The organism is Streptomyces sp. NBC_00457, assembly GCF_036014015.1.
Taxonomy (GTDB): Bacteria; Actinomycetota; Actinomycetes; order Streptomycetales; family Streptomycetaceae; genus Streptomyces.
In genome coordinates this window covers 525,655-547,084 of record NZ_CP107905.1, presented here as the reverse complement: position 1 = coordinate 547,084, position 21,430 = coordinate 525,655, and the positions used below count along the sequence as shown (strand labels likewise).

Sequence of the window (21,430 nt, the reverse complement as noted above, 5' to 3'; positions counted from 1 at the left end):
GGCGGCTAGGCCGCGCCTCGCGTGTGGGACGGCGTCGTGGGGTCTTGCGGCTGAGGCGTTTCCAGGCGGTCGGCGTCGCCATGGGATCCGCGGGAACTGGCCTTGCGGGCCCCGGACACCAACTTGTTGAGAGTGAACCGGCAGGCGATCTCCTTCACGCCGGCACCCGTCCGCCCGCTGATGCGGAGCGCGTTCACCTTGTCGTTCGGGTAGGAGAACTGGGTGACGCCCTCTTTCCGGCCGAGGCTGAGGCACTGCCCGGCGAAGAACATCCGGACGGGCGAGGGTGTTTTCCCCGCGATCCGGCGCAGGATCGTGTCGGCGGCTGCCGGACCCAGCTGTACGGCGGCCTGGCAGCTCATCCGGAACGGGTGGTCCGGCATCACCCCCGCGTCCCCAGCGGCGACGATGCGCTCGTCGTCCACACTGGTCAGCGTCGTGTCGGTGACCAGGCGGCCTTCGGTGTCGGTGCGCAGCCCGCTGCGGGCGGCCAGGTCCGGGACACGGAAACCCGCGGTCCAGATTGTCACCGCGCTGGGCAGCTCGCGGCCGTCGTCGAGCTGTACGGCGCCCTGTGTCACTTCCGTCACCCGCGCGCGGGGACCTTCGAGGACGCTCACGCCCAGCTTGGCGAGCCGGCGTGCGACCGGGCGGCGGACCCGGGCGTGCAGGGCGGGGCCGAGTGCGCCGCCGCAGACCAGGGTGACCTTGCGACCCGCTTCCGCCAGCTCGGCGGCGGTCTCCAGGCCGGTCGCGCCGGCCCCGATCACGGTCACCGGAGCCATCGCGGGCGCCGCATCCAGCGCCGACCGCAGTCGTTCCGCTCCCTCGAGGTCCGACACCCAATAGGCGAACTCTGCCGCTCCTGGCACGCCGGGCACGGCGGCGCCGCTGCCCACCGCGTAGACGAGGTAGTCGTACGAGACCGTGCCACCGCCCGCCAGCGACACCTGGCGCTCGGCAGCGTCGATCCGGGTCGCGGTGTCGACCACCAGCCGGACCTTCCCGCCCATGACCTTCTCGAAGCCCTCGGTCGCGTCATCGGAGCCGGTCACGCGCTGGTGCAGGCGGATCCGCTCGACGAAGTGGGCACGTGGATTGACCACGGTCACCGACACGCCATCGCGCCGCGCCAGGCTGTTGGCCGCCGTCACGCCCCCGTACCCGCCGCCGATCACGACCACCTCGACGTTCCCGTTCATGATGTCTCCCTGGGTTTATGGACTCGACATGGAGACACCGGCCGCCCATCCGCTGTGACAGTTCGCGGATGAGACGTAGCCCACACAGGTCACCTGGTGCCGGCGGCGCCCGTCGCAACGAGTCCCAGGAGGTTGTCGTGAATCTCGGTGAACCGGGCCCGCACCGCCTCCGCGGCCTTGGCGACATCGCGCGCGGCGGGATCGCGAGGCCGTTCGAGCAGCAGGTGGACGGTGTCGGCGAGGGCGGTTTCGGGATCGCCGATGCTGAGCGGGTCTGCGACATGGGCGTCGTTCATGACGGTAAGGAACCCGACCAGCACGGCGTGCAGGGCGTACATCTGCCTGGACAGCGGGAGATCGTCGCGCACGATCCCGTGGTCGCGCAGGATCGTCAGGACCGCGTTGCCCATCGCGCTCGTGGTGGCCTCGGCGAAGCGCTCCTGGTCGGCGGGGCGATGGAGCAGTTGCCGCAGGGCGCTGTTGTCGCTCCGGAGCCACCGCAGCCATGGGTTGGCCAGTGTCGTGCGGATGAGCAGCGGAGCGAGACAGCGGGGCAGGACAGACTGCGGGTCCTGGGCGATCTGGCTGTTGATGGTCTCGATCCAGGCCAGTACCTCACGCGCGGCCAGCCCCACGAACAGGTCTTCCTTGGTTTCCCAGTACAGGTAGACCGTGCCCTTGCCCACGCCCGCGGCCGCGGCGATCTCGGCGATGGTCACCTTGCGGACGCCGTGTTCGAGGGCCAGCTCGCGCGCACTGTCGAGGATTCTGGCCGCCTTCACGGAGTCGTGTTCGATCAGCCGGCTCACCGTCGTGGTTCCTCCCGTTCGCTCTTCGGCGTCATGATGGCACGGGGGTTCACGGAGGTGGTGAGCCTGCCGTACGGCGGGCCCGTAGGCCGGGTCAGGTCCTGCCGATGTCCACCGTCTTCATCCGGGAAGCCTTGCTGCGGTGCTCGGCCTCCGAGAGGAGCGTTCTGCCGAGCGTCGTCCCCACCACGTGGTCGAAGACGAACCGGATCCCGTACTCGGTGCGGTCGGCCGGGACGAAAAGCTTACGCATGGCCATGCCGGAGCCCTGGTGGAACTCGATGAAGGGGCGGAGTTTCTCCTCCCAGGCCCGCAGCGCCCGCGGCACGTCTCCGGGATACAGCTCCAGCATCGTACCCAGCATGTCGGCCCCGGCCAGGCCACTGGAGGCCCCCATCCCGGAGTAGAGGGTCAGGCACCACGCCGAGTCGCCGACGAGTACCACCCTGCCCTGGTGCCACGTGTCGAGCCGCACCTGCTCGGCGGTGTCGAACAGGTGGTCCGGCGCCTGCTCGAACTGGTCGAGCAGCCAGCCGAGCGTCGCACCCGTGGGCTCCGGTCCGAACACGGCCCGCAGCGAGTCGATGGCGGGCCTGGTGAACTCGCCGTCCACATCCTCGGTCCGGTAGTTGAACAGCACCGTCGGTGGCCGGTCGGCGAAGGCGAACACCCATGCCGACCGGCCCAGCTCGGACATGATGATTCCGTCCGTGCCCCGGAAACCGGGAACCGGGCCGGGCAGGGCGCACGCCGCGATCATGTAGCCGAGACGGTGAATACGGCCGTCATCGGGCCCGAACGCCAGTCGGCGCGTGGTCGAGCGCAGGCCGTCGGCCCCCACCACGAGGTCGAACCGTTCGGTGGTCACCGTCCCTGCGGCCCGGTCCTCGATGTCGACCCGCACGCTTTCCGCGTCCTGGCGCAGCGCGACCGGAACGGACGAGTACCGGACCTCCACGTCCTCGGGCAGGGCGTCGAACGCGGCCTGCTCGACGTCGCCGCGCACGACCGGGCGTGACTCGCCGGCCACGGCCTCGGCGAAGCCCATGCCGCGCCGCCGTCGGCCCGCGCGATCGACGTTGTAGTAGGCGATGTCCGTCGAGAAGCGGTTCGGCACCTCGATGCCGAGGCGCTCTGCCGCGGTGATCCCGGTGCCGAAGAGGGTGAGGAAGTACCCGCCGCGGCGGCGTTCGGCTGCTTTCTCCAGGACGACAACGTCCCAGCCCGCCTTGTGCAGCCGAAGCGCGGAGGCTGTTCCGCTGACGCCGAGTCCGACTACGAGAGCCCGCTGTCGCGGGGTGGTGTTCGTCTTCATGCCGCCAGAGTAGAGTAACTGACCAGATTAGTCATTTGGTCAGTCGTGCCGGGCGCGACCGACATGAACGGAGTCCCCGCCATGCCAACCGTTTTCGTCCACGGCTTCCCTGAGACGCCGGACGTCTGGGAGCCGATGCTCGTCGAGCTCGAACGCATCGCTCCCGCTCGACCCGGCCCGATCCGCCTGTCCCCGCCCGGTTTCGGGGCGCCCTTGCCGACGGGGTTCGGGGCGACCGTCGGTGACTACCGGGACTGGCTCATCGGCGAACTGGAGCGTTTCGCCGAGCCCGTCGACCTGGTCGGGCACGACTGGGGCGGCGTGCACACCCTCAACGCAGTGATGGCCCGCCCTGACCTCGTGCGCAGCTGGGTCAGCGATGTGACCGGCCTGTTCGATCCGGACTACGTATGGCACGAGTTCGCCCTGAGTCAGCAGGCCCCGGAGAGCACGGGACCGGACCCCGCCGTCCCGCTCGGCCCGGACCTCGCGATGCGGGTCGCGATGCTCGTGAAGTTCGGCATGAGCGAGCCGGTGGCGAAGCAGGTCGCGGCAGGCCAGGACGAGGCGATGGGGCGGGCCGCGCACGCGCTCTACCGATCGGCCGCCCAACCGGTGATGGCCGAGCTGGGCCGGAACCTCGAACGCGCGGCGCAGCGGCCCGGGCTCGCCCTGCTCGCCACCGAGGACCTCTTGGCCGGGACCATCGAACAGCGGTACCGCACGGCGCAGTTGGCCGGCGCCGGGACCGCGACGCTCGAGGGGCTCGGCCACTGGTGGATGACCCAAGACCCCTCCCATGGTGCCCAGGTGCTCACCGACTTCTGGGACTTGTTGGACCGCTGACGAGCCAATCGACCCGAGCTGGAGAAGGCTGTCGCCCTCGCCCGCAAGTTGCGTGTGTCCGTCGTCTCGCGTCACCCTCGTCGTCCATGAGCCCAAGTGGCTCGGCTGCGCCATCGCCCTCGCGACCCTGACGGAGGAGCTGAAGCGATCGGCGCTGGCCCGGAGTTCCTCACACACAACCATCAACGCCGAGTACCTCAAGACATCCTCGGGACAGCAGGGCGAGCCGTTCGTCCTCGATGGCGACCGCCGCCTGATCGCCCAACTGCTATCGCATCATTCGCACAAGAGGGACATCGCTCTCTTCAGCAGTGGCAAGGAAGAGGCTGCTGACGCCGTCCTGTGGTTCCCCTCCTGACAAGACGCCCGTCCGGGGTGTCGCGGGACCGAACCGTGCAAGGCACGGTCACTGCGGCAGTGTCCGGCTGCGGGACGCGGGGGGCCTCGCCACAACAGTGGGCACGGTGACGATCGAGGCCCCCTTGGTCAGGAGACGTTGCACAGGACAGGGCCCGGCAACTGCCAGCAGTTCCTTTATATCGAACCGCACAGTCACATCGACTTGGTCGAGCGGCCAACTGTGACGGTCCGCAAATGCCCGGACGGTCATGGACGTACACGATCCGAGCGCGGCCAGAAGCAGTTCTCCGGGTGCGGGTCCGATATCCGTACTGATGGGCCGGGGTTCGTCCGCGGTCAGCGTATGAGGACCCACCCCAAATGGAACGGGCGAGGCGCACCGTTTGCGGCCGGTGGTCGCCAAGTGGAGCGGCGAGCGCGGCAGAAAGCGGTCACTCGTCCCCTCACTGCTAAGACAGAAGGGTTCTCGCTCTTGTGACACATGGCAAGAGGCTGTCGCGCAGCGCGGTGCTACCTATTCCTGCCAAAGCGGGCTCGGCACCACGCCTCCGTACCGATTCACCGCGTCGGAGGAGATCTCATGAAGAGCCGTCGTGTGCCATGTGGGGCACTCGACGGCTGCGGAAACAGCCTGCGAACGGCATACGCCTGAGCAGGCAGCAGATGTCGCCGGCTACGGAGCCAGCGTGATCGTTGTCGGCGTTCCCTGCCAGGCCATCTTCGCGTAGGGGCACAGCGAATCGGCCTTCTCCAGGAGCGGGGCGGCGATCTCAGGGTCGATGCCCGGCCACTTGATCACCAGATCGACGCGCAGCAAGTAGCCGCCGTCTTCCGGGTCCCGACCGAACGCCACGGTTGCCTCCACGGATAGCGCGGCGGGATCGAGCGCGGCCTGGCGTGCCACCAGGCTCAGTGCCCCGTGGAAGCAGGCGGCGAAGCCGGCAGCGAATAACTGCTCGGGATTCGTCCCCCGGCCGTCGCCCCCCAATTCGGTAGGCATGCGCAGGTTGATGTCCAGGACTCCGTCGGTCGAGCGTGCTGTCCCGGTGGCCCGCCCATGACTCGCTGCACCGCCGCTCACGGTCACCGTCGTGGTGTAGATGGGGGCGAAGGACTCTCCGTGGAAGTCCTTGTCGGTGGACAGATCGGGCAGCGGATCCTGCCCGGTCACCGCATGCCTCCCTCGGCGTCGCAGCACACGGCCGGGCACGGAGCCGGCATCGATACCGGAGGGCGGGCGTCCGCCGACGACGGTATGTCACATCGACACGCGATGCGCGACGCCATGCCATGTGCAGAGCCCACCGAACCAACTGTGCCAAATGCCATGTTGTATGCACCTTCGTGTAAGGAAGAAGCTCCGTGCTTCGGACAGCTGGTTGACCGACAAGTCACCTCCGTTGTGACAGCAGCCGATACGGGGCTCGCGCGTGAAGTGGTTCGGGACGCTGGTCAGCGCCGCGTGAGCCGGACTGCCAGCACGGCCGGATCGGCCCGCCTGGGCAGCGGAGCGAACCCGGCCTTCTCCAGTTCCCCGATCACCGTTGTACGGGCGGCCGGCCACATCCAGAACGTTTCGTTGTGCTCTCGCAGCACAACGCCATCGCCCCGTACCCAGTAGTCGAAGCGTGTCCGGATCCGGTTCACGTCGGCCGACGCCACCACGCGTCCTCCGTACTCGTGCTCGCCGACTCTCCGGGTCGGGAGGTCATGCGTGGTCTCGCGATGCGGGAGGCGGGCAGGCGGGAGTTGGATGAGCAGCACACCTGCGGGGACGAGTGCCTTGGCGATGGCCGGCCACAGGGCACGCCGTGAAGTCGGGGAAAGACAGGCGATCGTGTTATGGCATACGGCCACGTCGGCCACCTCGTGCAGGCCGACTTCATCGAGCGTGTGAGGGTGCACAGTGACCCGCATCCTCAAGTCGGCGGGCAGGGAAGCGAGACGCGTCATCAGCGGGGAACGCATGGAACGCGTGGGCTCGACAGCATGCACGGGGACTTCTGATTCCATGAGGCTCATCAGCGTGACACATCCGGTTCCAGCACCGACGTCCAGCACACCGAGACGGGCGTTCCCGACATCGCCGCTGTACAGCCGGTGTACGAGTGCCCCGTCCCGCTCGGCCTGCAAGACGTCGTAGAACTCGGCACTGATCGCATAGGCGTCCAGCTCCTCTCGGCCGAGAGGAACGACGGACCCATCTGTTGGAGAAGGGTGCATATCCAGCAAGACAAACCATGTGACTCATCTGTGACAGTACGGTCGAGGCAGTTCGGCCCTTGCCGCCGTGAACGCGGCCGCGCAACAACAGGTGCTGGGTGGGTGGGGCGCCCAGGGCGTCGTGGTCACGTTCAGGAGTGACCACCCTGCAGTCAGGGCTGTTCCGGGCTTTCGGCGAGCAGCTCGTGGGTGAACGCCGCGGCTTCCACGATCGCCTTCACGGCTAGATACTGGGCGGCGTCGGAGCCGTCGACGAGTCGGTGGTCGTACGACAGCGACAGGTCACCATGCCTGTCACGTCCATTGAGGCAAGACCGGCGCTCCGTGCCTTGCCGGTCAGATCGACGATCGACCTCGCGATGTCGGCGATGCTCAGGTCGCCCGCCGCCTTGATGACCGGGGTCGTCAGCTCCCTCTCCGTGTCGACCGCGATGCCGATGTTCTCGGTGTCGAAGTAGGTGACGGTTCCTTCGTCCTCGTTGATCCAGCATCGGAGACAGCTGAAAGCCCTCGCGGGTGGTGAAGGTGCCCTCGGCCCGGGCGCGCAGCCGCGTCAGGCTGGTGACGTCGGCCTCGGCCACGGTGGTGAGCGGTGCCTGCTCCTGAAGGCCCTTCATCAGACTGTCGCCGATGATCTTGCGGATGCGTGTCATCCGACGATCTCCAGCAGCACACCGGAGGCGGGGGAGGGGATCTCGGTGGGGTTCGTCGGCCTTGACCGTCTCGCCGATCTGCTTCAGTCAGCGGGTGACCGTGCCCTCGGTGACGCTCTCGCCAAGGGCCGGAAGGTTACGGAAACAGACATGACTTGGGTTGCTCCTCACGTATCTGCAGGCGCTCACCCTTGCCAGCCGTAGCGTTGGCGGGCCCGGTCGACCCTGTCCGGAGCGATGACACCGGACCGCGCCAACTGGTCCAGGGCGGCGACGACGATCGACTCGGGGTCCACCCGGAAGTAGCGGCGCACGGCGTCACGGGTGTCCGACAGTCCGAAGCCGTCCGTTCCCAGCGACGAGTAGTCCTGCTCGACCCACTGGCTGATCTGATCCGGCACCTGCCGCATCCAGTCGCTGACCGCCAGCACGGGCCCTGGTGCGCCCGACAGCGCCGCCGTCACATTCGGGACGAGCTCCTCCTCACCGCGTAGCCGCGCCCGGTCGGCACACAGGGCGTCGCGGCGCAGCTCCGTCCAGGACGTCACCGACCAGACATCGGCGTGCACTTCCCACTGTGACAGCAGGAGTTCCTGGGCCTTGAGCGCCCAGTGGATGGCCGTGCCGGAGGACAGCAACTGAATCCGCGGTTCCCCAGCGCTGGGCTCGGCCCGTCGGAAGGGGTAGATCCCTCGCAGGATGCCTTCCTCGACGGACGGACTGGTGGGCATGGGCGGCTGCTGCTTGGGCTCGTTGTAGACCGTCAGGTAGTAGAAGATGTCTTCGGGCTGGTCGCCGTACATCCGCCGGAGCCCTTCCCGGACGATCACCGCGATCTCGTAGGCGAAGGCCGGGTCGTAGATGACGGCGGCGGGATTCGTGGAGGCCAGCAGGTGGGAATGCCCGTCGGCGTGTTGCAGTCCCTCGCCGGTCATGGTCGTACGCCCGGCCGTCGCCCCGATGACGAAGCCCCGGCCCATTTGGTCCGCCAGGGCCCAGAACTGGTCGCCGGTGCGCTGGAATCCGAACATGGCGTAGAAGATGTAGAAGGGGATCATGGGTTCGCCGTGTGTGGCGTATGACGTCGCCGCCGCGGTGAACTCGGCCACCGACCCGGCCTCGGTGATGCCTTCGTCGATGAGCTGGCCGTCGGTGGCCTCCCGGTAGTGCAGTAGCTGATCGGCGTCGACCGGCTCGTAGCGCTGACCCTTCGGCGCGTAGATCCCGGCTGTCGGGAACAGTGCCTCCATGCCGAACGTGCGTGCCTCGTCGGGGATGATGGGCACCCAGCGGTGTCCTGTCTCCTCCACGCGCATCAGCTCCTTGACCAGCCGGACCAGGGCCATGGTGGTGGCCACCTCCTGTCTGCCGAAGCCTTTCTGGAGGGCTTCGAAGGGGCCGGACGGTGGCTGCTTGAGCGCCTTGGCCACCACCCTCCGTTCCGGGACGGGGCCTGCCAGGGCGGAACGCCTTTCGCGCAGGTACCGCACCTCTTCCGAATCCTCACCGGGGTGCCAGTACGGGACCACGTCCCCGCTCAACGCGCTGTCCGGGATGGGCAGTTCCAGCGAGTCGCGCATCTGACGGAACTGCGGCATGGTCAGCTTCTTCATCTGATGGTTGGCGTTGCGGGACTCGAAGCCCGAACCCAGTGTGTGGCCCTTCACCGTCTGGGCGAGGACGACGGTCGGCTGATCCCTGTGGTCGACCGCGGCCCGGTAGGCGGCGTGGACCTTGAGGGGTTCGTGCCCGCCACGGGAGTTCCGGAACAGGTCGGTGAGCTGCGCGTCACTCAGACTCGCGGCGAGGCGGGACAGTGTGTCACCGGTGAAGAAGTGTGCGCGTATGTAGGCGGCGTCCCGCGCGGCGTACGTCTGGAGCTGACCGTCGGGTACCTCGCCGAGGCGGCGGACGAGGGAGCCGTCCGTGTCCTGCCGTAGTACGGCGTCCCAGGCCTCGCCCCAGAGGGTCTTCACCACATGCCAGCCCGCGCCGCGGAACCGGGCCTCCAGTTCCTGCACGATCTTGGAGTTCGACCGGACCGGGCCGTCCAGCCGCTGCAGGTTGCAGTTGATGACGAAGGTGAGGTTGTCGAGACCTTCACGAGCGGCGAGTTCCAGCGCGGCCGTCGACTCGGGCTCGTCCACCTCCCCGTCGCCCAGGAACGCCCACACACGAGACCCGGAAGTGTCCTTGATCCCCCTGTTGTGCAGATAGCGGTTGAACCGGGCCTGGTAGATGGCGGCGAGCGGGCCCAGACCCATCGAGACGGTCGGGAACTCCCACAGCCACGGCAGGCGCCGGGGGTGCGGATAGGAGGGCAGACCGTGACCGTCGGCCTCGCGCCGGAAGCCGTCCAGTTGCTCCTCGCTCAGCCGGCCCTCCAGGAACACCCGTGCGTAGATGCCGGGCGAGGCATGTCCCTGCAGAAACAGCTGATCCCCGGAACCGTCGCCGTCCTTGCCCTGGAAGAAGTGCTGGAACCCGATCTCGTAGAGCCATGCCGCAGAGGCGTACGTCGAGATATGGCCGCCGAGACCCAGACGGGATCCGCGGGTCACCATCGCGGCCGCGTTCCAGCGGTTCAGCGCGGTGATACGGGTCTCCATGGCGATGTCACCCGGGAACGCCGGTTGGGACGACACCGGGATCGTGTTGATGTAGTCCGTGGACACAAGCCCCGGCAGGGCCACACCGGACCTGGCCGCGTACTCGTGCACACGCCGCAGCAGGTACCCGGCGCGTTCCGGCCCGGCATGCCGGATGACAGCGTCGAGCGATGCCTGCCACTCCTTCGTCTCCTCGGCGTCAAGGTCCGGCAACTGGTCGAGCTCACTCATCGCGGAGGACTGCGTGGGCGGGGTCGGATCACTCATTGAGGGCTTCCTGTCATCACAACATGGGAGGAGAAGACGGACGGCGGCTGCGGCCACGAGCACGCTGTGGCGGCCGTCCCAGGAGATATGCGTGGGGAGGCCGCCGCAGGTCCGCACGCGTCAGCGTCGCGCGAACCACGCGCTGAAGGTCGTGTGACCAATGCGGGCGCGCGGTGTGGACAGAAGCGCGTGTTTTTCCCACCTCGGCGGCGAAGCGCCTGGCACGCGGACCGGAGACAACACTGGCGTCGCTGCCTGCGGCGAGGAGCTTCGACGGGAGGTCGTCAAGGCGGTACTCCTCGGGGCCGGCCACCTCCAGCGTGCCGAACAGCGGCACTCCTACACCGACATGCGCGACAGCGGCAGCGATGTCGCCCGGCGCCACGGGACGGATCAGCGCAGGCGCGACGTGGACGCGTGTCTGCGACAGCCATGGCATCGAGGGACGCGAAGGACACTGCGGCACGCACGATCGAATGGGGGATCGGGGGCTTCTGTACTTGGTATTCCTGCAGCTCTTTCGCGAGGAAGTAACCCGACCGCAGCCGCTCGGCTCCCACCACCGACAGGACCACGTGGTGCTCGACGTCGGCCGAGGCCGCCGTGGCCAGGAGATTGGCCGTCGCGGTGCGGAAGAAGGGCAGACCGGCCTCCTCGGTGTGTGCGGAGGCGTCGGTGACGTCCACCACCACCTCGGTCCCCCGCAGGGCCTCGTCGAGACCGTGCCCTGCGATAACGACTCTCATCTGGGTTCCTTCCCTTCGAGGGGTCAGTGATCCCATTGGCGTCTTCAAGCCGGCCACGTCGGACACCCCACTGACTACGACAGCGGTTGGGCCCTTGTTGTGACATCGCTCAACGAGTAGTGCCACGGTTCAAGGGCCCGGGACCGCGAACATCGGACCGCGCAGGCTGAGCGGAAGCACTGTCACATATGCACCGTGTGCCCGGTCATCACCGCAAAACGATTGTGAGCCCGGCAAGCCGATGCTCACGCTGGTAGAAGAGAGGAACTGGCACATCGGGCTCACCTGCGTGCACCACGTCCCGTGGGAGGGCAGGAGAAGTATGAGCGCCACTTACGTTGTGTGCTGCATGCTGACGGTGCTGTTCGTGACCGCGGCAGTCCATGAGTTGCGACACCGTGTCCTACCGCGGAGTTACGGGTGGCGCATGCGGATCGACGGCCTCCTGCACACCATCATGGCAGTGGCCATGTCTGTCATGCCGTGGAGTTGGGGCACTCCCGTGCCTGCGGGTACGCAAGCGGCCTTCTTCGCGGCCGCAGCACTGTGGTTTCCGCTGTCCACCCTCAGTCGGAGTCACGGGGCGCGACTGATCGCGGTGGCGCGGAGCATTCCGTCCGCTGCCGCCATGGCCGCGATGGTCTGGATGGCACGCCCGACGGAGAGTTCGCGACATGAGGACCTGGCCGCCCACGCCGGTCACTCAATGGGGGAACCAGCAGGCCACGACGTGGGGACTGGGGTACTCGTGTTGTATCTCCTCGTCTGCGCCCTCCGGTCGCTCACGCGCGACCTGCCGGGGCTGCGACGGAACACAAGGCACCCGCGCACCCTTGCTATCAAGGAGCTCTACGGCCACTTCTGGCAGGGCGCCATGCACCTTGGAACGGTCGTGATGCTACTCGTACACCAATGACGGTGCCCGACGCGGGCTCTCCTGAGACGGGAAGCCAACGCACAGCTCAGCAAGAACGATTGACGCCGGTAGTCCGTCTCCCCGCCTAGGGTCGGGGCGGCGCGGAGACGGACCGTGTGCACCCGGCCGGGAAGGTGTCGGCTAGCCGAACTGGCCAGGCTGGTAGTCCCCGGCAGGCTGCTGGTTGATGACGTTGACGCGGTTGTAGGCGTTGATGACGGCGATGAGGGACATGAGGGCGACCATCTGGTCCTCGTCGAAGTGCTTGGCCGCGTTCGCCCAGGCCTCATCCGTGACACCACCGGCCGCGTCGGCGATGCGGGTGCCCTGCTCCGTCAGTTCCAGTGCGGCGCGCTCGGCTTCCGTGAAGACCTTGGCCTCGCGCCAGGCCGCGACCAGGTTGAGACGCTGCGGGGTCTCTCCCGCCAGGGTGGCGTCCTTGGTGTGCATGTCGGTGCAGAAGCCGCAACCGTTGATCTGGCTTGCGCGGATCTTCACCAGCTCCTGGACCACGGCCGGCAAAACTGAGTCCGAAAGCACCTTGCTGGCTGAGTTGATGTGCTTCAGCACCTTTCCCGCGAGGGGATGGCCGAAATAGTTGAGACGCGGTTCCACGGTGATCTCCTTGCCGTGTTGCAGATACACACTATTGACCGGGGTGGCCCGGCGAAGTGTGACAGGAAGAAGGGTGTGACGCGCGCCTCATCCGCTCGGCTGACGGCCCCCGACGAACGTGACCGTCTGGTCGAGCGACAGGATCTCAGCGACGGTTTTGCGGTACCTCGCCCAGCGGAGGCGGTCCTGGCGGCGGACTCGGGCCGTCGCAGTGCGGGGTACGTTGACGGCAGCGAGCGGGCCCGTCAGTCGCTCGGAGATCCGCCAGTGCCTGGCCGCGGTTGTCTCGCTCCTGGCTGACTGTTGTAAGGGCTGCGTCGACGCGACCTTGCTTCGTGTGACAAGGTGTTGATTCGGACGGTATGTATGCCATGCGCATCGAGATGTACGGTGGTATAGGTGCGGGCTGATGGGGTGCCAGCTCTACGGGGCGCCGCAAGGCGTAGTGGCCCCCGATCCCGCAGAATCTGCTGGCGAAGGCCCGTCGGCGCGGCGAACTGGTCCAGGCCAATCGAGCGGAAGAACAGACACCACCGGTGGCCCGGTTCGGTGGGATCCTCCTCCGACGGCAGCGGGCGGCGGAACTCGTCGATCGCGAGCCCGTCTGGGTGGACTGTCCGCAGAGAGAACTCATCGCGAGACTCCTGACGGATACTGCGAGATCTGCGGAAGCCAGGGCAACGTGCAAGTGCTCCACGCCCGCGCTCTCGCTGACCTCATTCGTGCCGGACGGCAGCCTCCGACTGGGGCGCGCGTCATGTTTCACCGGCGCCGCAAGAGCGTCGCGGCCTGCGACATCTGCCACGACCGTATCCATTCGTAACAGCCGGCCAGACCACTCACGCAGTGCTCCCTGGACCGACAGATGACCGGGGAACCGTCACGTCCGGTTCGGTGGGAGGCCGCGCGGAACAGGACTCGCCTGCAGTGAGAACCGCCTCGCCGTCTGCCTGATCACACACCGCCACGTGAGACGCCTGTGAGGCCCAGGCCACGGATGTACCCACGGGACAACCACGGAGTCACCTACGGATCCTCAAGGGCGCGATCGGCTGCCCTGGGTGCCACGTTGGCTTTCAACAGCCTCAAGCTGCCCACACCGGGGCAGAGGAGCCGGCCGTGGAGGCATGCGTGGTTCAAGTCAGGAACGATCAGAAGACAGACGATATGACGGCCACCCCGACCATCGGTGAACTGGATGTCGCGGTGTCGGCGTTCGTCGCCTTCGGCATCAGCTCGGCATCGCCGGCGTTCACCATCTTCCGCATCCCGTAGGCGCCTTGGCGGCCGCTGACCGAGCGATGCCGATACTTCCAGGCGGAGATCACGCCTCGATCAACGATCACTGCTCGCCCGACACGTCACTCGGGCACGGCTTTCGTCCGCTCACCCAGCCACCCCAACAGACCGCAGGCGGCGGACCAGAAGACTCCGCCCGCACCATCAGGCGACCGCGGAACAGCTCAAAGAGTCACGAACCGTCCTCTGCGAACTCTCGGCCGCCATGTGAGCTCGGAGGAAGCAACTCGTGGACGGTGATGACCCGGCGCTGCGGAGCATGACCATAGGACTGGTCGGACGCGAACAGGAGTTGAAACTGCTCCGGTCCTTCGTCGACGACACGGTCAGGAGCGGCGGGGTCCTGCTGCTGTCGGGAGAGCCGGGCGTGGGCAAGTCCGTCCTGCTGGACACTGCGGCGAAGGCCGCGATGTCGGCTGGTGCGCTGGTGCTGCGTTCCGACGGTGTCGAGTTCCTGACGGACATGTCCTTCTCCGCACTGAGCCACGTGCTCGAACCCTTGCGCCAGGAACTCGACGGACTCAGCCCGCCGTACCGTGACGCGCTGATGGTGGCGCTGGGCATCAGTGAGGGCGCCGCGGTGGACCGCCTCGTCGTCTACGGCGCGGCCGTGGCTCTGCTCCGCCAAGCCGCGAGTACGCGTCCGTTGCTGCTGGTCGTGGATGACCTGCAATGGGTCGACCGTGCCAGCGCGGCGGCTCTCGCGTTCGTCGCCCGGCGGCTGACTGGGAGCCGGGTGGGCTTTCTCGCCGCCTCACGGCCGGGGTACGAGGGCTTCTTCGACCGGTCTGGACTCCCCGAACTCGCCGTGCGCCCGCTGGACGACAGGGCCGCGGCAGGCCTCGTCGGTATGCGGTTCCCGCTGCTCGGCGCGCGAGACATGCAGAGCGTTCTGGCGCAGGCTCAAGGGAATCCCCTGGTGCTTCTGGAACTGCCGGGTGCGCTCAGCGACCCGCGCCGCGGCTCGGGGGGCGAGTTCTCCGCAGTGCTTCCGCTCAGTCGGCGCCTGCAGGACCTGTACGCCTCCCGGGTCGCGGAGCTGCCGGCACCCACCCGTCGGCTGCTGCTCCTGGCCGCACTGGAGGGCGCCGGTGATCTGCGGGTCCTACGGGCCGTCGGCTCCAGCGAGGACACGCTCACCGATCTCGCGCCGGCGGAGCGGGCCCAGCTGGTGCGGATCGAGGACCGAGGCCTGGGGAGACTGGTCTTCCGCCACCCGCTGGTCCGCGCGACGATCGTATGGGGCTCGAGCAGTGGTCAGCGCCTCGACGCCCATCATGCCCTGGCGCACGCACTGACCGATCAGCCCGATCGCCGGGCATGGCATCTCGCCGAGGCCACACCCGACCCCGACGAACGGGTCGCGGCGCTCCTTGAGCAGACCGCCCACCGGGTCCGCCGACGCGGCGACGCCGTCGGTGCGTTCAACGCGCTGGTGCGGGCCGCGGACCTCACTCCGGGCTCCGCGGACCGGAGCAGACGTCTGGCTGAAGCGGCCTATGTGGGCTCGGACGTGGCTGGGGAGCTGCGGACGGCGGCAGAACTGCTCGTGGCGGCCCGTCGCGCTGATCCCGAACTCCGTGGGTCGCTGCAGGCGGCAGTCGCGGGGTCCCATGTGCTGCTCAATCGTGACGGTGACGTCAACACCGCCTTCCGGTTGCTCGTCGGCGCGATCACGACCCGTGCGGGCCGGTCCGACGGTGGTGACGACAACGCACTCTTCGACGCGCTCCGCACCCTGCTCAAGGTATGCCTGGTGGCCGGCAGACCTGAGTTCTGGGACGGATATCGCGCCGCCATGGCCCAGCTGACCGTGGGACTGTCACCCCTCATGGAGCTGCTGGTTGGCATCCTCGTCGACCCGGCACGTGCCACCTCCACGAGCCTGGCCCAACTCGATGCGGCGATCCACGATCTGCACCAGGAATCCGACCCCACCCGGATCGAGCGGATCGGGATGATGGCACTCTCCGTGGACCGGGCGACGGGGTGTCGTGCGGCCCTCTGGCGCGTCGTCGAGGACGGGCGAGAGGGGGGCGCCGTCACGTCGGCCCTCAGCGCGCTGACGGTGCTGTGCATGGACGATTTCATGACGGGTCAGTGGGAGGAGTGCGGCCGCCTTGTCACGGAGGGGCTCGGACTGTGCGCGGAGCACGGCTACCAGCTGATGGCATGGCAATTCCGACTTCCCGAGGGCCTGCTCGCCGCTGTGAGAGGCGACGACGCCACGGTGCGGAGACTGGCACAACAGATCACGGACTGGGCGGAGCCCCGCGGCGTTCACAATTTCATGAACTTCGCACGGCACCACTCGGCACTCGCCGCCCTGGGGCGCGGTGACCATGAAGAGGCCTACCGCAACGCAACGGCGATCAGTCCCCCAGGCGTGCTGGCCCCCCACGTCTGGCAGGCTCTGTGGGTTCCCATGGATCTCGTGGAAGCCGCTGTGCACACCGGACGCCGAGCCGAAGCACTCGCACATGTGGCCGCGATGCGGCAGGAGGGCCTCCCCGCGCTCTCTCCCCGACTGGCACTGCTCACCGCCGGCTCAGCCGCCATGGCCGCCACCGAGAAGCAGGCTGCGGGACTCTTCGAGGAAGCCCTCGCCATTCCCGGCATCGAGCGCTGGCCCTTCGACCTCGCCCGCGTACGCCTGGCCTACGGCAGGCACCTACGTCGCGCACGTGCCGCCCGGGAGTCCCGGGTGCACCTCGACGCTGCCCTCGACACCTTTCGTCATCTGGAAGCCGCCCCCTGGGCCGCACGGGCGGCGGAGGAACTGCGGGCAGGCGGCCATGTCACCGCATGGGTGCGCCAGGGGCGGCGGGCGAACCCGCTCACACCACAGGAACTCGAGATCGCGACACTCGCCGCCGCTGGAATGACCAACAAGGAGATCGGTGAACGGCTCTTCCTCTCCCACCGAACCGTAGGAGCCCACCTGTACCGGGTCTACCCGAAGATCGGCATCACCTCCCGCGTCACTCTCGGTGAGGCTCTCGCCGCGCTGCCGCCGCACGAGGAGCCAGGGGACCGGCCCACTTCACAGAGGTGACCGACGGGTGCCGTAAGCCTGACGACGCCGGATCGATGCCGTCAGCGATGCGGATCACTGGGGCCGTTGAGGAGTTGACGGACGGCTCCGTCCAGATCGAGGTGATGTTGCTCGGTACCGGCCGGCACCACCGCGAGGGTTCGTCGCAGGAAGGCCCCGAGTACGCGCGCGGAGGCCGTCACGACAACCGCCTCAGCGTGCGGGCACGGTCTCAGCGCGATGCACACCCGGCTCGCCCTGGAGTGCCGTGACGGCCACACCTGAACGTCACCGGCGCCTGTGAGTCCCTCCTGTCCGTTCAGTAGGAGATCACGGCCGAACACCCACCGCACGGTGTCGTCGTCCCAGAGGTGAAACGTCATGGACACCGCGTACGGATCGGCGCTGTCGTAGTGCAGATCGACCATCACGGGCGGGTCCACCCCGTCTGCGACAGCGAGGCGGACAAGCATCCGGCACACCAACGGAGTAGGACTGTCAGGGCTTTTCATCACATCACCACGCGGTAGACCCGATGCGGCAAGGGGGACACCACGATTCTGCGAGCGGGCGGAAGCCGCAGCATCAGTCAAATGACCAGTAAGTCTGCTGTCCGTCTGCGCGGCCGGCCGATGACATGCCGCCGGCCAGTCCGTCGGCCGCATCGAGAGTCATATGACCGATGCACGACCTCGCCGGCCGGGGCGACACTTGACTGTTCATCAGGTCGGGGAATCGGTCGCTGAGAGGGATCAGTGAAGCTGACGAAGTTCGGGCACTCGTGTATCCGGCTTGAAGGCCCTGAGGGAAGGCTGGTCATCGATCCGGGCAGTTTCACCGAGGACGAGTCGGTGGAGCGCGCTGATGCGATCCTGGTGACGCATGAGCACTTTGATCACTTCACGGAGTTCCGTGTGCGCGGAGCAGCGGAGGCGAATCGCGGCCTGCAGGTGTGGACGGTGGCGGCCGTGGCCGAACTGCTGACCGGACTGGGCGATCAGCTCCACGTCATCAGCCACGGTGACGCGTTCACGGCCGCCGGTTTCGAGATCGAGGCGCACGGCACGTGGCACGCGACCTTGCACCCCGACATGCCGGCCGTCACGAACACCGGTTTTCTCATCGAGCAGAGCCTGTTCCATCCGGGCGATGCGCTCACGGTGCCCGACAAGCCGGTCAGCACACTGTTGTTGCCGGTGCACACTTCCTGGTCACGCTTCTCCGAGCTCATCGACTGGGTGCGCGAAGTCGCTCCGGAGCGGGCCGTGCCCATGCACGACGGCGCGCTCAATCCGCTGGGGCTCGCGATGGCCGACGGCCTGCTCGGAGAGCACGGACCTGGGATCAACGCCTCCTACGTCAGGCTGAATCCGCTGGAGGAGATCGACGGCATCTGACCGCCGGGACATCCGAGGTCAGCTCTTGTGCCGGCCTCGGGACCCCGCCTCGTCCGGAGGCTCACAAGGGCGCGGGTCGAGCGCGTCGCGAAGGGCCGCCCGGGAGGCGATGCCGAGTTTCTGGAAGACGTTACGCAGATGCGCTCCGACGGTCCGGGCGGACAGGCGGAGCCGTTCGCCGATCTGCTTGTTGCTCAGCCCGGAAACGGCCAGCATGGCGATCTCGCGTTCCCTGGACGTAAGCGCGCCTGGCCCGACCGCCCCGCCGTGTGACCTCTTCTGACCGGTGGCCCGCAGTTCGTTCTCGGCTCTGGTCGCCCAAGGCCGTGCGCCCATCCGCTGGAAGGCGTCGCGCGCCGCGCTGAGCTGCACCCGCGCGGCGGAGATGGCCCGGGCACGCCGAAGGTGTTCGCCGTAGGCCAGCCGCACGCGGGCCAGTTCGAAGGCCCAGCGATCGGCTCCGGGGGTCGCCAACGCTTCCTCGAAGAGCGCGGTGGCCGTGCTGTCGGAGGCGGCCATGGCTGCCGAGCCTGCCACGAGAAGAGCCAGCCGTGGGGAGAGGACGGCCATACCGGTAGCGCACATGGCTGCAACATGGGCATCCGCCTCGGCCTGACGGTTGCTTCGTACAGCGGCCTCGACGAGATCCATGGGGACCCGCAGCGCCATGGCGACACGGGAGGCGAAGACCCCCGCCGGGCTGATGGCGGTCGTCTGTTGATAGGCAGCCTCATAGTCACCCCGTCCCAGTGCGGCCAGAGCCCGGGCGTGCGCCACGTACATCCGGGCCACCCCGAGCCCTCGGGGCGCCGCGTAGCGCTCAAGGTCGTGGGTCACTGCTGCCGCGGTGTCGAAGTCACCCCGCCCCGCGGCGAGGAGAGCCTTGACGTAGCGTCCCGGCAACGCCCCGAGCCCATAGCCGTGGTCCTGGCACAACTGGAGGCCCTCGTCGACCAGACGCTGTGCGTCGTCCCATCTGCCGGTCATGAAGTCTTCATGGCTCAGCAGGATCAGCGCGTGGATGCCCGAGGCGACGGCGCCTCCCTGCCTTCCGTCGCGGGCGACGCGCCACAGTGCCCCGCGAAGGCCGGCAAGCCGGTCCACGTGGAGAGCCGTTTGTGCGAGTCGGACAATGCGGGCCGGATCGACTTCCTCGTCGCTGCCGTGGATCAGGCGGTCGAGTTCCTCGAGCACGGCGGCCGCGGTACGGACCGGGTCGCAGGCAGTGCTGGCGCACAGTGACACGAGGCGGTCGCACGCGAAGTCGGCGACCGCTGCGTGGAAGGGATCCCACAGTTCGGCTCGCCCACCGAAGAAGCACACCAGCAGCAGCGTTGCGAAGGCCTCGTTCAAGACGCGGTCGTCCGCGTCGTCCCGGACCGAGAAGGCCTCGATGGCTCCGACCAACAGGCGGTGGGCGGTGTCGATATCGCCCTCACCGGAGAGCAGCATGTACGAGGCGGCGGTCGTGGCGCGCAACGACTCGTTGCTCCCGGGGGCGGCGGCGTGGGCGGCGGCCAGCAACCGTGGCGTGCTGCGCAGATCGCCGGCCGCTTCCGCGCCGATGTACGCCGCCCGAGCCAGCCGGCGGCTCCGGTCGGAGCCATGCGGGCTCAGCTCGGCCGCGCGCAGCAACGTGGCGACGGCTCCGACGACGTCGCCACGCCCAAGGACCAGCTGAGCCACCTCGTCCAGCAGAGAAGCCACCTGCTCATCGGGCTCGATGCTGGCCTCCGCCAAGTGCCATGCCCGTCGCTCCGGCTGGTCCGCCAACAACTGCGCCAAGGCGCGGTGCGCATGACGCCGCTCGCCGCCGGTCGACTCCTTCACCACCGCGGAACGGATCAGGGGATGGCCGAACACGATGCGGCGGGGGTTGCCGTCGATACGAATCAGCCCGGACCGCTCGGCAGGTTCGAGGTCACTGGGACCGGGTTCCCCGGGGCCGGTTGACTGCAGGATGCGCGGATCGCCCGTGGCGTCCAGGGCCAGGCGCAGCGCAAGGCGGCGCGTCGGGGCGGGAAGCTCGTTCACCCGCGACGCGAACAGCGTCTCGAGCCGTCCGACGGGCGGCCCGGCGACAGGCGCCGCCGACCCTGCGGCGGCTTGCGGGCCGCTCGCCTCGTAGCCCGCCAGTTCCAGAAGTGCCAGGGGATTGCCCTGAGCCTCCGCCACCAGACGCACGCGATCCCCGGCTACCAGGGTCGGGAACCGGCTGCGCACCAGGTCCGTCGCCGCCTCTTCGCCGAGGGGGCGCAGTTCGTGCTCGGGAAGGTCCTTGCGGTCGAAGTGGCTCTCAGTGCCCAGGCGCGCCGCCCCGAGAAAGCAGACGCCGCTGTCGGCCAGGCGGCGGGACACGAACCCCAGCACACCGGCGCTCGCCCGATCAAGCCACTGCAGATCATCCACGATCATGACCAACGGCTGACGGTCGGCGGCACGACGGAGCAGGGCAAGCGCCGCTTCGGACACCTGCAGCCGGTTCGGGGCCGGGCCCACGCCGAAGCCCAACGCCACCGACAGCGCGCTGCGCTGCCCGGCTCCGAGCAGCCCGAACTCACCACCGAGCGGAAGAAGGATCTGATGGAGCCCGGAATAGGTGACATCGGCCTCGAATTCCACACCGGCACTACGCAGTACCAGACTCCCGGCCGCTTCTGCCGTCCGCGCCGCGAAGTCCAGCAGCTCGGTTTTGCCCACGCCCGGTTCGCCGGTCAGGAGCAGAGTCCCTCCCACGGTCGCGGCACCGTCGACGAACGAGCGAATGAGCGCCAGCTCTTCGTCCCGCCCGACCAGGCCATCGGCTTCTCCGGGTCGCGGGGGCCCAGGTCTGTCCAACACATGCTCTCCCGGCTCGGATAGGAGTCGGACGGCCGGTGCCGCTGAAGACCGACGGCTCCCCTTCCGTCGGAGTGCTGCGGCTGAGCCACCCCATGTGGATAGAGCCGAGAGCCTACGCCCGGGGCCCGGGAAGGGCAGCAACAGCGAGGTGCGTCCACGGGCGCGGCGCAACGGCGGCACATGCCCCCCTGCGCGGTGCGCAGTCAGATGACTGATGTTTGGGCTCGGCTTCGGGCGGAGGCTGGTCCCGCATCAGTTCAGGTAACTGTATGGCCATGAGGCGATCATCATGATCCGA

The 21,430-nt window shown here is 68.1% G+C and carries 16 protein-coding genes and 1 pseudogene; 6 read left to right on the top strand and 11 right to left on the bottom strand.

Annotation, left to right across the window (positions count from 1 at the left end; genetic code table 11):
• Positions 1-5: 5 nt before the first annotated feature.
• The 3 genes from OG828_RS02580 to OG828_RS02570 form a co-directional block, all read right to left on the bottom strand.
• Positions 6-1,202 (bottom strand): NAD(P)/FAD-dependent oxidoreductase, encoded by a 1,197-nt coding sequence (locus OG828_RS02580; RefSeq protein ID WP_328499963.1) that lies wholly within the window; start codon positions 1,200-1,202, stop codon positions 6-8.
• Between the two features lie 89 nt (positions 1,203-1,291).
• Complete coding sequence (locus OG828_RS02575; RefSeq protein ID WP_328499962.1) at positions 1,292-2,011, bottom strand: TetR/AcrR family transcriptional regulator; 720 nt, start codon at positions 2,009-2,011, stop codon at positions 1,292-1,294.
• A gap of 94 nt (positions 2,012-2,105) precedes the next feature.
• Positions 2,106-3,326 (bottom strand): FAD-dependent monooxygenase, encoded by a 1,221-nt coding sequence (locus tag OG828_RS02570; protein WP_328349663.1) that lies wholly within the window; start codon positions 3,324-3,326, stop codon positions 2,106-2,108.
• An 81-nt stretch (positions 3,327-3,407) separates the two neighbouring features.
• Here OG828_RS02570 and OG828_RS02565 point away from each other — a divergent pair, with 81 nt between their 5' ends.
• Together OG828_RS02565 and OG828_RS02560 are read left to right on the top strand one after the other, a co-directional pair.
• Positions 3,408-4,172, top strand: coding sequence for an alpha/beta fold hydrolase (locus OG828_RS02565; protein ID WP_328499961.1), 765 nt, complete (start codon positions 3,408-3,410; stop codon positions 4,170-4,172).
• Between the two features lie 52 nt (positions 4,173-4,224).
• Entirely contained in the window at positions 4,225-4,530 is a 306-nt protein-coding gene (locus OG828_RS02560; protein ID WP_328499960.1) for a hypothetical protein, read from the top strand.
• Positions 4,531-4,578: 48 nt separating this feature from the next.
• Here the strand turns inward: OG828_RS02560 and OG828_RS02555 are convergent, their stop codons facing one another.
• From OG828_RS02555 to aceE, 5 genes and pseudogenes are all read right to left on the bottom strand, one after another.
• Entirely contained in the window at positions 4,579-4,782 is a 204-nt protein-coding gene (locus OG828_RS02555) for a hypothetical protein (protein WP_443062365.1), read from the bottom strand.
• Positions 4,783-5,205: 423 nt separating this feature from the next.
• Positions 5,206-5,703: an Ohr family peroxiredoxin gene (locus OG828_RS02550; RefSeq protein WP_328349657.1), complete on the bottom strand. Its 498-nt coding sequence runs from the start codon at positions 5,701-5,703 to the stop codon at positions 5,206-5,208.
• 281 nt (positions 5,704-5,984) lie between these two features.
• Complete coding sequence (locus tag OG828_RS02545; protein WP_328499959.1) at positions 5,985-6,437, bottom strand: hypothetical protein; 453 nt, start codon at positions 6,435-6,437, stop codon at positions 5,985-5,987.
• A gap of 470 nt (positions 6,438-6,907) precedes the next feature.
• Positions 6,908-7,411, bottom strand: a pseudogene (locus tag OG828_RS02540) (2-oxo acid dehydrogenase subunit E2); the annotation flags it as partial.
• 182 nt (positions 7,412-7,593) lie between these two features.
• Positions 7,594-10,284, bottom strand: a complete 2,691-nt coding sequence (gene aceE / locus OG828_RS02535; RefSeq protein ID WP_328499958.1) for a pyruvate dehydrogenase (acetyl-transferring), homodimeric type — start codon at positions 10,282-10,284, stop codon at positions 7,594-7,596.
• Between the two features lie 987 nt (positions 10,285-11,271).
• Here aceE and OG828_RS49435 point away from each other — a divergent pair.
• Entirely contained in the window at positions 11,272-11,946 is a 675-nt protein-coding gene (locus OG828_RS49435; protein WP_443062364.1) for a DUF5134 domain-containing protein, read from the top strand.
• A 141-nt stretch (positions 11,947-12,087) separates the two neighbouring features.
• Here OG828_RS49435 and OG828_RS02530 read toward each other — a convergent pair whose 3' ends face one another.
• Positions 12,088-12,561: a carboxymuconolactone decarboxylase family protein gene (locus OG828_RS02530; protein WP_328349651.1), complete on the bottom strand. Its 474-nt coding sequence runs from the start codon at positions 12,559-12,561 to the stop codon at positions 12,088-12,090.
• Between the two features lie 409 nt (positions 12,562-12,970).
• Between OG828_RS02530 and OG828_RS02525 the strand changes: the two genes are divergently transcribed.
• Both OG828_RS02525 and OG828_RS02520 read left to right on the top strand, forming a co-directional pair.
• Positions 12,971-13,384: an HNH endonuclease gene (locus tag OG828_RS02525; RefSeq protein WP_328499957.1), complete on the top strand. Its 414-nt coding sequence runs from the start codon at positions 12,971-12,973 to the stop codon at positions 13,382-13,384.
• 735 nt (positions 13,385-14,119) lie between these two features.
• Entirely contained in the window at positions 14,120-16,915 is a 2,796-nt protein-coding gene (locus tag OG828_RS02520) for an AAA family ATPase (protein WP_328499956.1), read from the top strand.
• Between the two features lie 41 nt (positions 16,916-16,956).
• Here the strand turns inward: OG828_RS02520 and OG828_RS02515 are convergent, their stop codons facing one another.
• Positions 16,957-17,367 carry an SsgA family sporulation/cell division regulator gene (locus tag OG828_RS02515; RefSeq protein WP_328349647.1) on the bottom strand — a complete coding sequence of 137 codons (411 nt, stop codon included), beginning with the start codon at positions 17,365-17,367 and terminating at the stop codon, positions 16,957-16,959.
• 282 nt (positions 17,368-17,649) lie between these two features.
• Here OG828_RS02515 and OG828_RS02510 point away from each other — a divergent pair, with 282 nt between their 5' ends.
• Positions 17,650-18,291, top strand: a complete 642-nt coding sequence (locus OG828_RS02510) for an MBL fold metallo-hydrolase (protein ID WP_328499955.1) — start codon at positions 17,650-17,652, stop codon at positions 18,289-18,291.
• Between the two features lie 18 nt (positions 18,292-18,309).
• On the opposite strand, the gene OG828_RS02505 is transcribed toward OG828_RS02510, so the two are convergent.
• On the bottom strand, positions 18,310-21,132 hold the full coding sequence (locus tag OG828_RS02505; protein WP_328499954.1) for an ATP-binding protein: 2,823 nt from the start codon (positions 21,130-21,132) through the stop codon (positions 18,310-18,312).
• Between the last annotated feature and the right edge of the window lie 298 nt (positions 21,133-21,430).

Bases quoted from the DNA above. Each gene is read 5' to 3' on its own strand.
- OG828_RS02580 (WP_328499963.1), bottom strand. From the start codon at position 1,202: ATGAACGGGAACGTCGAGGTGGTCGTGATCGGCGGCGGGTACGGGGGC.
- OG828_RS02570 (WP_328349663.1), bottom strand. From the start codon at position 3,326: ATGAAGACGAACACCACCCCGCGACAGCGGGCTCTCGTAGTCGGACTC.
- OG828_RS02565 (WP_328499961.1), top strand. From the start codon at position 3,408: ATGCCAACCGTTTTCGTCCACGGCTTCCCTGAGACGCCGGACGTCTGG.
- OG828_RS02555 (WP_443062365.1), bottom strand. From the start codon at position 4,782: ATGACCGTCCGGGCATTTGCGGACCGTCACAGTTGGCCGCTCGACCAA.
- aceE (WP_328499958.1), bottom strand. From the start codon at position 10,284: ATGAGTGATCCGACCCCGCCCACGCAGTCCTCCGCGATGAGTGAGCTC.
- OG828_RS49435 (WP_443062364.1), top strand. From the start codon at position 11,272: ATGCTCACGCTGGTAGAAGAGAGGAACTGGCACATCGGGCTCACCTGC.
- OG828_RS02525 (WP_328499957.1), top strand. From the start codon at position 12,971: ATGGGGTGCCAGCTCTACGGGGCGCCGCAAGGCGTAGTGGCCCCCGAT.
- OG828_RS02520 (WP_328499956.1), top strand. From the start codon at position 14,120: ATGACCATAGGACTGGTCGGACGCGAACAGGAGTTGAAACTGCTCCGG.
- OG828_RS02515 (WP_328349647.1), bottom strand. From the start codon at position 17,367: ATGCTTGTCCGCCTCGCTGTCGCAGACGGGGTGGACCCGCCCGTGATG.